The 13,479-nt window shown below is 73.6% G+C and carries 12 protein-coding genes; 7 read left to right on the top strand and 5 right to left on the bottom strand.

The features are described 5' to 3' along the window. Positions 1 to 3 precede the first annotated feature (3 nt). Entirely contained in the window at positions 4 to 1,077 is a 1,074-nt protein-coding gene (locus ACFV3E_RS17020; protein WP_500535365.1) for a glycerophosphodiester phosphodiesterase family protein, read from the top strand. A gap of 71 nt (positions 1,078 to 1,148) precedes the next feature. On the opposite strand, the gene ACFV3E_RS17015 is transcribed toward ACFV3E_RS17020, so the two are convergent. The 3 genes from ACFV3E_RS17015 to ACFV3E_RS17005 form a co-directional block, all read right to left on the bottom strand. Beyond that, positions 1,149 to 2,054 carry a DMT family transporter gene (locus ACFV3E_RS17015; protein ID WP_500535364.1) on the bottom strand — a complete coding sequence of 302 codons (906 nt, stop codon included), beginning with the start codon at positions 2,052 to 2,054 and terminating at the stop codon, positions 1,149 to 1,151. A 172-nt stretch (positions 2,055 to 2,226) separates the two neighbouring features. Further along, positions 2,227 to 3,423: a MarP family serine protease gene (locus tag ACFV3E_RS17010; RefSeq protein ID WP_500535363.1), complete on the bottom strand. Its 1,197-nt coding sequence runs from the start codon at positions 3,421 to 3,423 to the stop codon at positions 2,227 to 2,229. Positions 3,424 to 3,697: 274 nt separating this feature from the next. Next, the gene (locus ACFV3E_RS17005; RefSeq protein ID WP_500535362.1) at positions 3,698 to 5,221 is read right to left on the bottom strand and encodes an MFS transporter; all 1,524 of its coding nucleotides are present in this window, start codon (positions 5,219 to 5,221) and stop codon (positions 3,698 to 3,700) included. Positions 5,222 to 5,407: 186 nt separating this feature from the next. Between ACFV3E_RS17005 and ACFV3E_RS17000 the strand changes: the two genes are divergently transcribed. Both ACFV3E_RS17000 and ACFV3E_RS16995 read left to right on the top strand, forming a co-directional pair. After that, the gene (locus ACFV3E_RS17000; protein WP_500328961.1) at positions 5,408 to 5,677 is read left to right on the top strand and encodes a DUF2630 family protein; all 270 of its coding nucleotides are present in this window, start codon (positions 5,408 to 5,410) and stop codon (positions 5,675 to 5,677) included. Further along, entirely contained in the window at positions 5,674 to 5,982 is a 309-nt protein-coding gene (locus ACFV3E_RS16995) for a GNAT family N-acetyltransferase (RefSeq protein WP_500535361.1), read from the top strand. Before ACFV3E_RS17000 ends, ACFV3E_RS16995 begins: the two co-directional genes overlap by 4 nt. Here ACFV3E_RS16995 and ACFV3E_RS16990 read toward each other — a convergent pair. Both ACFV3E_RS16990 and ACFV3E_RS16985 read right to left on the bottom strand, forming a co-directional pair. Beyond that, the gene (locus ACFV3E_RS16990) at positions 5,972 to 6,586 is read right to left on the bottom strand and encodes a TetR/AcrR family transcriptional regulator (protein WP_500535360.1); all 615 of its coding nucleotides are present in this window, start codon (positions 6,584 to 6,586) and stop codon (positions 5,972 to 5,974) included. The two genes, ACFV3E_RS16995 and ACFV3E_RS16990, sit on opposite strands and share 11 nt — an antisense overlap. 155 nt (positions 6,587 to 6,741) lie before the next feature. Then, entirely contained in the window at positions 6,742 to 7,182 is a 441-nt protein-coding gene (locus tag ACFV3E_RS16985; RefSeq protein WP_499512309.1) for an OsmC family protein, read from the bottom strand. Between the two features lie 229 nt (positions 7,183 to 7,411). On the opposite strand from ACFV3E_RS16985, the gene ACFV3E_RS16980 reads away from it, so the two are divergent. The 4 genes from ACFV3E_RS16980 (at position 7,412) to ACFV3E_RS16965 (ending at position 13,468) form a co-directional block, all read left to right on the top strand. Further along, positions 7,412 to 9,937, top strand: a complete 2,526-nt coding sequence (locus ACFV3E_RS16980) for a SpoIIE family protein phosphatase (RefSeq protein WP_500535359.1) — start codon at positions 7,412 to 7,414, stop codon at positions 9,935 to 9,937. 72 nt (positions 9,938 to 10,009) lie between these two features. After that, positions 10,010 to 10,618, top strand: coding sequence for a helix-turn-helix domain-containing protein (locus ACFV3E_RS16975; protein ID WP_500535358.1), 609 nt, complete (start codon positions 10,010 to 10,012; stop codon positions 10,616 to 10,618). Then, the gene (locus ACFV3E_RS16970) at positions 10,615 to 11,916 is read left to right on the top strand and encodes an MFS transporter (protein WP_500535357.1); all 1,302 of its coding nucleotides are present in this window, start codon (positions 10,615 to 10,617) and stop codon (positions 11,914 to 11,916) included. The genes ACFV3E_RS16975 and ACFV3E_RS16970 overlap by 4 nt, the downstream gene beginning before the upstream one ends. 73 nt (positions 11,917 to 11,989) lie before the next feature. Beyond that, on the top strand, positions 11,990 to 13,468 hold the full coding sequence (locus ACFV3E_RS16965) for a dihydrolipoyl dehydrogenase family protein (protein ID WP_500535356.1): 1,479 nt from the start codon (positions 11,990 to 11,992) through the stop codon (positions 13,466 to 13,468). Positions 13,469 to 13,479: the final 11 nt, after the last annotated feature.

Here is a 13,479-nt window from a genome sequence, read left to right as displayed (position 1 = left end):
TAAATGTCCCTCCGGCACGCAATCGCAGCCCTGGCCGTCGTACCCGCGCTCGTGGTCCCCACCGCCGCCCAGGCGGCCACGGCCCACCACGGCCACGGCCACTCCCCCAAGGCCTCCTTCGACCTGCAGGCCCACCGCGGTGGCATCGGCATGACCACCGAGGAGTCCCTGGAGGGCTTCGGCAAGGCCCTGCGCCTCGGGGTGAGCACCCTGGAGCTGGACACCCACGTCACCAAGGACCAGAAGGTCGTCGTCAACCACGACCGCCAGATCAGCGCCCAGAAGTGCAAGGACACCGGCCCCGTGACGGCGGGCGACCCGATGTACCCGTACGTCGGCAAGTACATCAAGGACCTGACGCTGGCCCAGATCAAGACGATGGACTGCGGTTACCAGCAGCTGCCCGGCTTCCCCGAGCAGGAGCAGATCAAGGGCCACCGCATGGTGGAGCTCAAGGACGTCCTGGGCCTGGTCAAGAGCTACAAGGCCAAGAAGGTCAAGCTCAACATCGAGACCAAGGTGGAGGCCGGCGCCCCCGAGCAGACCGCGCCGCGCGAGCTGTTCGTGCGCCGGGTCTTCGAGGAGATCCACCGCTCGGGCATCGAGAAGCAGGTCACCATCCAGTCCTTCGACTGGGGCGCCCTGAACGAGATGCACAAGCTCGCGCCGAAGTACCCGCTGGTGGCGCTCACCAACTACGACTTCCTCCAGGTCGGCAAGCCCGGCGCCTCCCCGTGGCTCGGCGGCATCGACGCCGACGACTACGACGGCGACTTCGTCAAGGCCGCCGCCGCCGTACCGGGCGTCAAGGCGCTCTCCCCGGTCTACGGCATGCCGCAGAACGGCACCATCGCCGACCCGAACTTCAGGTTCTACGTCACCGAGAAGATGGTGGACGACGCCCACGAGCTCGGCCTGAAGGTCATCCCGTGGACCTGTGACGACAACCCGACCATCGAGGCCCTGATGGACATGGGCATCGACGGCATCATCACCGACTACCCCAACCACGTCCGGCAGATCATGGCCGACCGCGGCATGCGCCTGCCCAAGGCGTACCCCGCCCCGCGCCACTGACGAGCGGCGCACCGCACGCGCGGACGCCCCCGGGACCGGCTGCCGGTTCCGGGGGCGTCCGCGCGTGCGGTTCACATGGTCGAGGCGGCGGGTTCCCCGGCCGGGCTGGCCAGGTGCTCCTCGGGGTGGACGCACTTGTACAGGCACTGGGTGCGGGACATCGCGAAGACGCCGTAACTGAGCACCGCGAACCCCGCCAGCGCGGGCAGCAGCCAGAAGCCGGTGCGCGGCTGCTCGCCGTAGAGCGTGACCCCCAGGCAGAAGCCGACGACGGCGTCGCCGAGCGTCAGGGCGGGCTGGGAGGCGATCAGCGGTCCCCCCTGCATCGCGGTCCCCAGCAGGAACAAGGAGAACCCGCCGGCCGCGGCGAAGGCGTAGGTCTGCCAGGACAGCAGCCAGGTCCCGACCCCCTGGTGCTCCAGGACGTCCATGGACGACTTGATCAGCGCGGCCGTGAGGGCGTTGCCGACCGCGGCCGCCCCACCGAGGCAGGCGGCGCGCATCAGGCCGGTGGGCCGCCGCAGCCCGGCGAGCACCAGCACGGCGCCGAGCCCGCCGACGATCAGCAGCGTGGGCACCCACCAGATGCCCGGCACCTGGTCCCGCCCCCCGCTGGGTGACATCGAGAAGAGGAACAGCGCCAGGCCCCCGGCGATGCACGCCACACTGACCCACGCCTTGCGGGACAGCTCCACGTGGAAGACCATGCCGCCGATCACCAGGGCCAGCGGCAGTTCCAGGATGAACACCGGCTGGACCGCGGCGAGCGAACCGGTGCCCAGCGCCAGGGCCTGGAAGATCGCGGCGAGGATGACGCCGAGGATGCCGGCGAGCCAGACCGGGGTCCGCAGCAGGTCCTTCATCAGGCCCAGGCGCAGGGACTTCGAGGCGGGGACGGTGAGCACCGCGCGCCGCTGCAAAACCGTCCCGAAGGCGTTGCTGCAGGCCGCGAGGACGGCGAAGAGGATGGAGATCATGACAACGGCACCACTCCCGCGTGCTCGGCCGCGGTCGTCCTCGTCCGGCTCGGCGCCGGACGAGGCCTGATGGGTTCGATGGCTTCGATGATTTCGGTGGGTTCGTCCAGGTTTCCGCGTAAAGGGAAAGTCTAACGTCGAACGTATGCGGAGGCCCGCCGCGGTCCGGCGGTCACCGTGCGGCCCGGTCGCCGGTGTCCACCGGCTCCGTGGCGCGCGCCCCGCGCAGCGCGTCGGAGCGCACCTCGTCGGCGGTCAGCACGTAGCCCGTCGTGGAGTCGGTGGTGGAGCGGGCGAAGACCACCCCGTAGACACGTCCGGAGGTGTCCAGCAGCGGGCCGCCGGAGTTGCCGGGGCGCACCACGGACCGGACCTGGTAGATGTCGCGGGTGACCGTACCGTCGCCGTAGATGTCCTGGCCGGTGGCGCGGATGCGGCCGGCCACCGTCGCGGCGCGCAGGTCGAGGCCGCCGTCCTGCGGGTAGCCCGCCACGACCGCGCCGTCACCGCTCACGGCGTCGTCGGTGAAGCTCAGCGCGGGCGCGTCCAGCCCCGGGACGTCCAGGACGGCGACGTCCTTGCCGGGGTCGAAGAGCACCACGGTGGCCCGGTAGGCCCGCCCGAGGCCGCCGACCTGCACCGCGGGTTCGTCCACCCCGGCCACCACGTGGGCGTTGGTCATGACGTGCTCGTCGGCGAAGACGAAACCGGTGCCCTCCTGGCCCTGGCGGCGGCCTTCCACGGAGGCGACGCCCTCGATCTTGACGGTGCTGCGCGCGGCCGCGCCGGCCGCGGCGGTGGTGACGTTGTCCCCGGAGGGCGCGGGCACCCCGTTGACGGGCTCGGACTCGAAGGGGTTGAACACCTGCGGGAACCCGGCCTCGGCCAGTGCGCTGGTCGCCCTGCTGAACCAGGTGGGTGCCTGCCGGGGCATGGTGTCCTGGACCGCGCCGAGCACCTCGGACCCGCGGATCGACTGCGCCAGCACGCTGGAGGAGGACGTCACCAGCACGCTCGCGGCCACCCAGGCGACGAGCAGCACGGCCACGGCGTTCGCCACCGCGCCGCCCACCCCGTCGAGCCAGCGCAGCGGGCCCCAGTCCAGCCCCGTCCGCACCTTCCAGGCGACCCCGGAGGCGAGGGCGTGCCCGCCGGCCGCGGGCACCAGGACGGTCAGCAGCGCGACCAGCGTCGCCCGTGGCGTGCCCGACTCGACGTACTGCAGCACGTACGGCAGCAGCCACACGCCGACCACCGCACCGCCGAGGAAGCCCGCGAGCGAGATGCAGCCCACGACCAGTCCGCGCCGGAAGCCGGCGACGGCGTAGGCGACGGTCAGCACCAGCAGCAGGAGGTCGAGCAGGTTCAACCGAGGGGCCTTTCGACGAAACCCTGTGGACCAGTGAAAACGCACATTAACTGACCATAGGTTCCCTTTTGCGGTGCACCGCACGCAGATTCCGTCACATCCGCCCCGGGCTCCCCGGATCACCGTGGAATCGCATGGGAAAGGCCCGGCACGGCTTCCGTGTGCAACCACGGACGCCGGCACCGGGCCCTCCGTCGCACCGCACCCCGTCCCCACGGGTCGGCGCGTGCGGGACCTTCCCACCGCTCAGGGGCGGCCCCGCAGCTCATCCCCCCTACATGTGGACGACCGGGGCGGCCTCAGCATTCCCGTCCTGAGCAGGAATTCCACGCCGGTACAGCAGGAAGCTGATCACCAGGCCGGCGGCGAAGAAGGCCGCGGCCCACCAGTAGGCCGTCGCGTAGCCCTCCAGCGCGGCCTGCGCCTTCACCAGCGGATCGGTGCGGTGGGCCAGGGCGTAGTCGGTGGCGGCACCGGTGGCCAGGGTGTTCAGCAGCGCGGTGCCGATCGAGCCGCCGACCTGCTGCATGGCGTTGACGGCGGCGGAGGCGACGCCCGCGTCCTCGGCGCCGACACCGGTGGTGGCCAGGTTCATCGCGGGCGGGAAGATCAGGCCCATGCCCAGGCCGATCACCAGCAGCGGCGGCAGCACGTCGGCCGCGTAGCCGCTGTCCAGGCCGAGCCCGGTCAGCCAGGCCAGGCCCGCCGCCGCGAGGCCGAAACCGGCCGGCACCACGGGCTTCGGGCCCACCCGGGGCACCAGCACGGTGGTGGCGACCTGGGCGCCGACCATCAGGGCGCCGACCAGCGGGAGGAAGGCCAGACCCGTCCTGACCGAGGAGTAGCCGAGGGTGAGCCGCAGGTAGTAGGTGAGGAAGAGGAAGACCGCGAACATGCCGGCGCTGGAGACCAGCGAGGCGGCGAAGGAGGCACCCCGGTTGCGGTCCAGCAGCACGCGCAGCGGCAGCAGCGGGTGCCGCGCCCGGGTCTGCCACCAGGCGAAGGCTGCCAGCAGCAGCGCTCCCGCGGCCAGGTAGCCCCACACCTGCGGCGAGCTCCAGTCGTGGCTCTCGGCGTTGGAGAAGCCGAAGACGACGGCGAACAGCCCGGCGGAGACCAGCACGGTGCCGGGCAGGTCGATCGTCGCGCCGGGACGGCGGCTCGCCCGCCGCAGCAGGGCCGCGCCGCCGAGGAAGGCGGCCAGTGCGAAGGCCAGGTTGACGTAGAGGGTCCAGCGCCAGTTCAGGTACTCGGTCAGCACCCCGCCGAGCAGCAGGCCGACGGCCGCCCCGGAGCCGGCGATGGCGCCGTAGATGCCGAAGGCGCGGGCGCGTTCCCTGGCGTCGGTGAAGGTCGTGGTGAGCAGCGAGAGCGCGGCGGGCGCGAGGAGCGCTCCGAAGGCTCCCTGCAGGGCCCGGGCGGTCACCAGCATCTCGAAGCTGCCGGCGGCGCCGCCGAGCGCGGAGGCCCCGGCGAAGCCCGCGACGCCGATGAGGAAGGCGGTCTTGCGGCCGAAGAGGTCCGCGATCCGGCCGCCGAGCAGCAGCAGGCTGCCGAAGGCGAGGGCGTAGGCGGTGACGATCCACTGCCGGTTGCCGTCGGTGAAGCCCAGGTCGGCCTGGGCGGAAGGGAGGGCGATGTTCACGATGGTCGCGTCGAGCACGACCATCAGCTGCGCGATGCCGATGACGGCGAGGACCCACCAGCGCTGCGCCGCCGGGGCGTCGGGCGCCTTCGTCTCGGCCCCCACAGGGGGTGCGCCGGTGCCGGCCTTCGGGTCGGCGGTGCTCTGGGACATGCGGGACGCGCTCCAGTCGGTCACGGGGAGGGCAGGGAGGAGTCGGGACGCCGGGAACCCGACGAGATACGAAACCGTTTCGTACATGTCGAGACTAGGGCCCGTCTTATCGAAACGCAAGTGTTTCGATCGCAGGGGCGCAACCGGCTGCCTAGAGTGGGAGCCGAGGACCGAGGAGGTGCGGCCGTGGCCGAGCAGCACGCGGGAGATCGCCCCGAGAGGGCGATCCTGGAACGGATCAGCGCGATGGTCTCCGACGAGAGGACCCTGCGCGAGCTCCTCAGCGAGGGACGGGTGGACAGCGGGACCGAGCAGGCCCGGCTCGACGAGCTGGAGCGCGAGCTCGACCAGTGCTGGGACCTGCTCCGCCAGCGCCGCGCCAAGACCGAGGCGGGCGGGGACCCGGGCGAGGCGAAGGTGCGCCCCTCGCACACCGTGGAGGGCTACCAGTCGTGAAGAGCGACGCGAAGGTGACGGACACCCCCGGCGCGCGGCGCTACGAGGCGCACGTCGGCGGCAGGCTGGCGGGCTTCGCCACGTACATCCGCACCCCCGAGATGATCGCCTTCCTGCACACCGAGGTGGACCCGGAGTTCGAGGGCCGCGGCGTGGGCTCCGCGCTCGCCCGCCACGCGCTGGACGAGGCGCGGGAGCACGGCCAGAGCGTGCTGGCAGCCTGCCCGTTCATCGCGGGCTGGATCGCGCACCACCCCGAGTACGAGGACCTGGAGTACCAGCCGCGCAGCACGGTCAGCGACTAGGGCGACCGGGTCCGATGCCGAGCGCAGGCAGCACCACCGCGTCGATGTAGCGGTGCATGAAGGCGGCGTCGACCTCCACGTCCTCCAGCAGGCGGCGGGTGATCACGGCGCCGAGCATCATGTGCGGCATGAACTCGGCCGCGGGGACGGCGGCGTCGATCTCCCCCCGGTCGGCGGCCCGCCCCAGCAGCTGCCGCACCCCGGTGAGCTCGGGCTCGATCAGGTGCTGGCGCATCGCCTCGGCGAGGTCGGGGTTGGTGGCGGAGGCGTGGGCCAGGCCCCGTATCAGCGGGGTGTCCACGTCGGAGCCGTCGCCGATGCGGTCGGCGAGCTCGTGCAGGTCGCCGGGGAGCGAACCGGTGTCCACGTTCTCCACGTGCACCGGCTTGGTGCACCTGAGCGCGGTCACGACGAGCTCCGGCTTGCTCTTCCACTGCCGGTAGAGGGTGGCCTTGCTGGACCGGGTGCGGGTGGCGACCGCGTCCATCGTCAGCGCGTCGTACCCGACCTCGCGCAGCAGGTCGATCACCGCGCCGTACAGCTCCTGCTCCCGCTCGGGCGTCAGCCGCGTGCGGCGCGCCGGTGCGCTCGCGTCGGTCGTCATGTTCCGTGCTCCGTCTCTCGTCCCCTGCGAAACGGTTTCGTATCCCAACGACAATATGGCACCGCCCACCGAAACCGAAACGTTTCGATGGGCGGTGCACGCGGTCCGGCTCCGGACCGGCGCAGGGCCGGCTCACGGGCCGGCGCCGCGCGGCGTCAGGCCAGCGAGGCCGTGAGCGTGATCTCCGTGCCCGCGAGCGCCTTGCTCACCGGGCAGTTCGCCTTGGCGTCCTCGGCCGCCTTGACGAACTCCGCCTCGTCGATCCCGGGCACCTCGCCCTCGACGGTCAGGTGGATGCCGGTGATCCCGGTGCCCGGCTTGAAGGTGACGTCGGCCTGCGTGCGCAGCCGGGTCGGCGGGGTGCCCGCCTTGCCCAGGCCGGCCGACAGGGCCATCGAGAAGCAGCTGGAGTGGGCGGCGGCGATGAGCTCCTCGGGGCTGGTCTTCCCGCCCGGCTCCTGGGAACGGGCGACCCAGGTCACCGGGTACTCCCCGATGCCGGAGGAGTCGAGGGTCACGACCCCGCTGCCCTCCGTCAGACTGCCGTCCCAGACGGTGTGCGCGACCCGCGTGGTGGAGTGCGGCGTGGTGGACATGGTGGATCCTCCCAAGTACGGCGTACGGCTGCGGCGGGTCCAAGTCTTCACCACCGAGCGCCGCTTCGCGAAGCGATCTCCCCGGCCGTGACGGTCGTGTTGCCCCCTGTCAAACGGGCCGTCACCCACAAGGGTGGCTGTACGCAGGGATTTCACCGACCCGCCCCCCGTCGCCGCGCCGCCGCCCTACGTTCGGGACCTGGGACGCGGACGTCAAGGAGTGAGCCTGGTGGTCGAATCCGTGCGGGTACCCATCCTCGCTTCGTGGGAACGCTGTCAGACCGCCGGCCTCGACCCCGAACGGCTCGAGGTCCCGTACACCGACGACGTCGACCCCGCCGGGGCACTGGTCCGGGCCGCCGGTCCGGTCCTCGACCGGCTCGCGGGCACGCTCTCCGGCACCCGTACCGCCGTCCTGCTCACCGACGACCGGGGGCTGGTGATCGACCGCCGGGCCGCCGAGCCGCCGCTGCTGCCCGCCCTGGACCGGGTCCGGCTCGCCCCGGGCTTCAGCTACCACGAACTCGACGCCGGGACCAACGGCATCGGGACCGCCCTGGCCGCCCGGCACCCCGTCCGCGTCTCCGGCGAGGAGCACTTCTCCGCCGCCCTGCGCGGCTTCACCTGCTTCGGCGTGCCCGTCCGCCACCCCCTCAGCGGCCGGGTGGAGGGCGTGCTCGACCTCACCAGCCTGTACGGCGACGCGCACCCCCTCATGGCCGAACTCGCCCGCGGCTGCGCCCTCGCCATCGAGCAGCGGCTCCTGGAGGAGTGCGGCGAACGCGAACGCGCCCTGCTGCACGGCTACCTGACCGCCGAGCACCGCGGCGCCGCGGCCGCCCCCCTGCGGCTCGACGGCGTGGGGCACATCCCCGGCGTCGGCCCCCCGGCCGGGCTCACCGACGGGGACGAGTCGGTGCTCGCCGAGACCGCGGCCGGGCTGATCGCCGCCGGACGGCGGGAGGCGCTCGAACTCCCCCTCTCCCACGGCCGCACGGCCCACCTGCTGTGCCGGCCCCTCGCGGGCGGCGCCGTCGTGGAGGTCAGCGTGCCCGGGGACGCCGGCTCGCGCGGCGACGCCCCGGGCGCGGCCGCACGCCGCCCGCTGCTGGTCGGCGAGCCGGGGGTCGGCCGCCTGGCCGTCGCCGCGCGCCGCCGCCTGGAACTGCTCAGCGACGCCGCCCTGCGGATCGGCACCACCCTCGACGTCGCCCGCACCGCCCGCGAGATCGTCGAGGCCGCCGTGCCCCGGTTCGCCGACCACGCGACCGTCGACCTGTACTGCCCCGTCCTGAACGGCACGCCCCCCGGTGCCCCCGGAGCGGAGCTGCGCCGGGTGGCGGCGGACGGCGCGGCCCGCGGCCACGGCCCGTACGCCAGGGGCGAACCGATTCACCTCCTCCCGGACAGCCCTCAGGCCAGAGCGCTGTACGGCGGCTCCCCGGTCCGCGACACCTCCCCGGGCCCGGACGGCGAGCCGTGCGCCGTCATCGCCGTCCCCCTGCGCGCCCGCGACACCCTGCTGGGCGTCGCCACCTTCCAACGCGCCGCGCGGACCGAACCGTTCGCCGAGGACGACCTCACCCTCGCCCGCGACCTCGCCGCCCGCGCCGCCGTCTGCATCGACAACGCGCGGCTCTTCACCCGCGAGCACCACCTCGCCCTCGAACTCCAGCGCAGCCTGCTGCCCCGCGACGTACCGGAGCAGCACGCCGTGGACGTCGCCCACCGCTACCTCCCCGCGGCGCGCGGCCGGGTCGGCGGCGACTGGTTCGACGTCATCCCGCTCTCCGGCGCGCGGGTGGCCCTGGTCGTCGGTGACGTCGTCGGGCACGGGATCCACGCCGCCGCCGCCATGGGGCGGCTGCGCACCGCCGTGCACAACTTCTCCGCCCTCGACCTGCCCCCGGACGAGTTGCTGGGCCGCCTGGACGACCTCGTCGTCCGCCTCGACGACGAGAGCGGCACCGGTCCCGGCCTCGCCGGCGCGACCTGCCTCTACGCGGTCTACGACCCGGTCGCACGGCGCTGCCAGCTGGCCCGGGCCGGTCATCCGCCGCCCGCGCTGCTCGCCCCGGACGGCGAGGTGCGCTTCCCCGACCTGCCCGCCGGACCGCCCCTGGGCCTGGGCGGACTGCCCTTCGAGACCGCCGAGTTCGCGGTCCCCGAGGGCAGCGGCCTCGTCCTGTACACCGACGGCCTCATCGAGGGCCGCCACCTCGACCCCGACACCGGGATGCGCCGGCTCGGCCGCGCCCTCACCGCCGTCCCGCGGGACTGCCCTCCGGAGGAGGTCTGCGCGGCGCTCGAGGCCGCGCTGCGCCCCGCGCCCTCCGCCGACGACGTCGTCCTGCTCGTCGCCCGCACCCGGTCCCTGGACGAGCGCCAGGTCGCCTGCTGGGACGTGCCCGACGACCCCGCGGCCGTCTCCGCGCTCCGCTCCGCGATCACCCGCCGGCTGCGGGCCTGGGGTCTCGACGAACTCGCCTTCACCACCGAGCTGATCGCCAGCGAGCTGATCACCAACGCCATCCGCCACGGCGCCGGCCCCGTGCAGGCCAGGCTGCTGCGCGACCGGGCGCTGGTCTTCGAGGTCGCCGACGCCAGCGGCACCTCCCCCCGGCTGCGCCGCGCGGCCACCACCGACGAGGGCGGCCGCGGGATCTTCCTCGTCGCCCAGCTCTGCCGCCGCTGGGGCACCCGCTACACCGAACGGGGCAAGGTCATCTGGACGGAGCAGCAACTGCCCGCGTGAAGCGGGCCCGTCAGCGGCACAACATGCAGAGAATTCTCTGCAGAGATTCCTCTGCAACACTAGGCTGGCCGCGTGACCGACGAACCCGAACACGCCCCGCCGCCCCAACCCACCCGGTCCACCCGGCGACTCGACGCCCGGAGCCTGCGCGGACTGGCCCACCCGCTCCGCATGGGCATCCTGGAAGTGCTCAACCTGCACGGCCCCGCGACCGCCACCGGCCTGTCCCGCCGGCTCGGCGAGAACACCGGGACCGTCAGCTGGCATCTGCGGCACCTGGCCGAACACGGCTACATCGAGGAGGAGACCGGCCGTGGCACCAAGCGCGAACGCTGGTGGCACGCGGTCTCCGGCGCGCACCTGCTGAACCCCGCCGAGTTCCACGGCGACCCCGGCACGCAGGACGCGCTCGCGGTCTACCTGCGCCAGCTGGCCCAGCAGTTCCTCACGCGCACCCTGACCTACCTCGACGGCGACTGGGACACCGCATGGCAGCAGGCCGCCACCCTCTCCGACTGGCGGAACCTGCGCCTGGCCCCCGACGAACTCGCCCGGCTCAACGGGGACCTGATGGAGGTCGTCGCCCGCCACACCCCCGCCCCCGGCACCGAGCCGTCCCCCGGGGCGCTGCCGGTGATCGTCCAGGTCCAGTCCTTCCCGCGCGAGGACGACGCACGATGAGCGACCGCCGGCACGGAGGGCTGCTGCGGCACCATCACGACTTCCGGCTGCTGTGGTGCGGCGAGACCACCGGCAGGCTCGGCGCGTCGGTCACCGCGGTCGCCCTGCCGCTGGCCGCCGTGTCCGCACTGCACGCCGGCACCTTCGAGGTCGGTCTGCTGAGCGCCTGCGCCTGGCTCCCCTGGCTCGTCATCGGCCTCCCGGCCGGCGTCCTCGTCGACCGCCTCCGCCGCAGACCGGTCATGCTGGCCGCCGCGGGGGCCTCGCTCGCGCTGTTCGCCGCCGTCCCGGTGGCCGCACGGCTGGGGGCGCTCACCATGGGACTGCTCCTGGTGGTCACCCTCCTGACCGGAACGGCCGCGGTGTTCTTCCAGACGGCCTACAGCGCCTACCTGCCCACCCTGCTCGCACCCGAGGACCAGGCCGAGGGCAACGCCAAACTGCAGGGCAGCGCCGCGGCGGCGCAGATCGCCGGCCGGGGCGCGGGCGGCCTCTTCGCCCAACTGGCGGGTGCGGTCGACGCGTTGTACGTGAACGCCGCGACCTTCCTGGTCTCCCTGCTCTGCCTGTCCGGAATCAGGCACCGCGAGCCCCGCCCCGCCCCCACCGCCCCCGGCGCGCGCCGCGCGAGGATGACCGGCGACATCGCCGCCGGGCTGCACGTGGTCGCCGGAGACCCGTGGCTGCGGACGCTGACGCTGTTCGGTGCCGCCTCCAACCTCGCCCTGATGGCCTACCAGTCGATCCAGGTTCCGTTCCTGGTGCGTCACGTCGGCCTGAGCCCGGGCGCGGTCGGCGCGCTGGTCGCCGCCGCGAGCGCGGGCGGCGTCGCCGGGGCACTGCTCGTCCACCGGGTCGCGGCGCGGACCGGCACCGCCCGCGCCACGCTCCTGTTCGAGGCCGGGCTGGCCGTGCCCGCCCTGCTCATCCCGCTCACGACACGCGGAGCCGGGGTCCTGCTGTACGCGGCCGGGGGCTTCTGCGTCTCCGCGGGCGTGGTCGCGGGCAACGTCCTCAAGGCGGGCTTCCAGCAACGCCGCTGCCCGCCCCACCTCCTGGGGCGGATCACCGCCGGCACCACGTTCCTGAACTACGGCACGCTTCCCGTCGGCGCGCTGCTGGGCGGCACGCTCGGCACCGTCCTCGGCCTGCCCGCCGCCCTGTGGATCAGCACGGCGGGGGTGCCGCTGGCCGGCCTGGTGCTGCTGCTGTCCCCGCTCCGCACCGCCAGGGACCTGCCGACGGACCCGCTCCCCACCGGCGGCACCGCCCCCGCCAGGGCCGGCGCGGCCGGGTGAGGCCGTACGGGTGAAGCGACGGGACACGCTGGTTCCGGCTGTGCGCGGACGCGGTGTTGCCTACGGTGGGACCATGACCACGGCGGCAGACAGCAGCACGAACGCGAGCACGGACACCTACGACGTCATCGTCATCGGCGCGGGCCCCACCGGGGAGAACCTCGCCGACCGCACCAGGCAGGCCGGACTGACCACCGTGGTGGTCGAGGCGGAACTGGTCGGCGGCGAGTGCTCCTACTGGGCGTGCATCCCCAGCAAGGCGCTGCTGCGCCCCCAGGCGGCCCTGGACGCCGCGCGGGCGGTCGCGGGGGCACGGGAGGCGGCCGGCGGGCGGCTCGACGCCGCCGCGGTGCTGGCCCGGCGCGACTGGTGGACGGGGAACTGGAAGGACGACGGGGCGGTGGGCTGGCTGGACTCGGCCGGCATCGACCTCGTCCGGGGGCGCGGCCGGCTCGACGGCCCGCGCCGGGTCGTGGTCGACACCCCGGACGGCGGCGAGCGCGTCCTGGTCGCCCGGCACGCCGTGGCGGTCTGCACCGGTACCCGCGCACAACTGCCCGACCTGCCCGGCATCGCCGACGACCACGTGTGGACCAGCCGCGACGCCACCAGTTCCCCCGAGGTGCCGGGGCGGCTCGTGGTGGTCGGCGGAGGCGTCGTCTGCGTCGAGATGGCGACCGCCTGGCGGTCGCTCGGCTCCGAGGTGACCGTGCTGGTCCGCGGCTCCGGGCTGCTGCCCCGCTGGGAGCCGTTCGTGGGCGAGCTCGTCGCGGACGGGATGCGCGCCGCCGGGGTGGACATCCGCACCGGCGTGTCGGTCACCGAACTGCGGAGGGCCTCGGAGTCCGGGCCGATCACCCTGGCGCTCTCCGACGGGTCGGAACTCGTCACCGACGAGGTCCTGTTCGCCACCGGCCGCGTCCCGCACACCGACGCCCTGGGCCTGGAGACGGTCGGCCTCACCCCCGGATCGTGGCTGGAGGTCGACGACACCTGCCTGGTCAAGGGCGTCGAGGGCGGCTGGCTGTACTGCGCGGGCGACACCAACCACCGCGCCCTCCTCACCCACCAGGGCAAGTACCAGGGCCGTATCTCCGGCGCCGCCATCGCCGCCCGCGCCAAGGGGGAACCCCTGGACACCGTCCCCTGGGGCCGGCACGCGGCCACCGCCGACAACGTCGCCGTCCCCCAGGTCGTCTTCACCGAGCCCGAGGCAGCCGCCGTCGGCATCACCGCCGAGCAGGCCGGGCGGGAGGGCCGCCGCGTCAAGGTCGTGGACTACGACATCGGCAACGTCTCCGGAGCCGGGCTGTACGCGGACGGGTACAAGGGCAAGGCGCGTGCCGTCGTCGACCTGGACCGGGGTCACCTCGTCGGCGTCACCTTCGTCGGCCCGTCGGTCGGCGAACTGCTGCACTCCGCCACCATCGCCGTCGCCGGTGAGGTGCCACTGGAACGGCTGTGGCACGCCGTACCGGCCTTCCCCACGATGAGCGAGGTGTGGCTGCGGCTGCTGGAGACCTACCGGGACGCGCCGGACGGCGAAGGCTGACGGAGAAGGCG

The sequence above is a fragment of the Streptomyces sp. NPDC059718 genome (genome assembly GCF_042733315.1).
Classification (GTDB): Bacteria; Actinomycetota; Actinomycetes; order Streptomycetales; family Streptomycetaceae; genus Actinacidiphila.
This window is presented reverse-complemented; position numbering and strand designations above follow the sequence as displayed.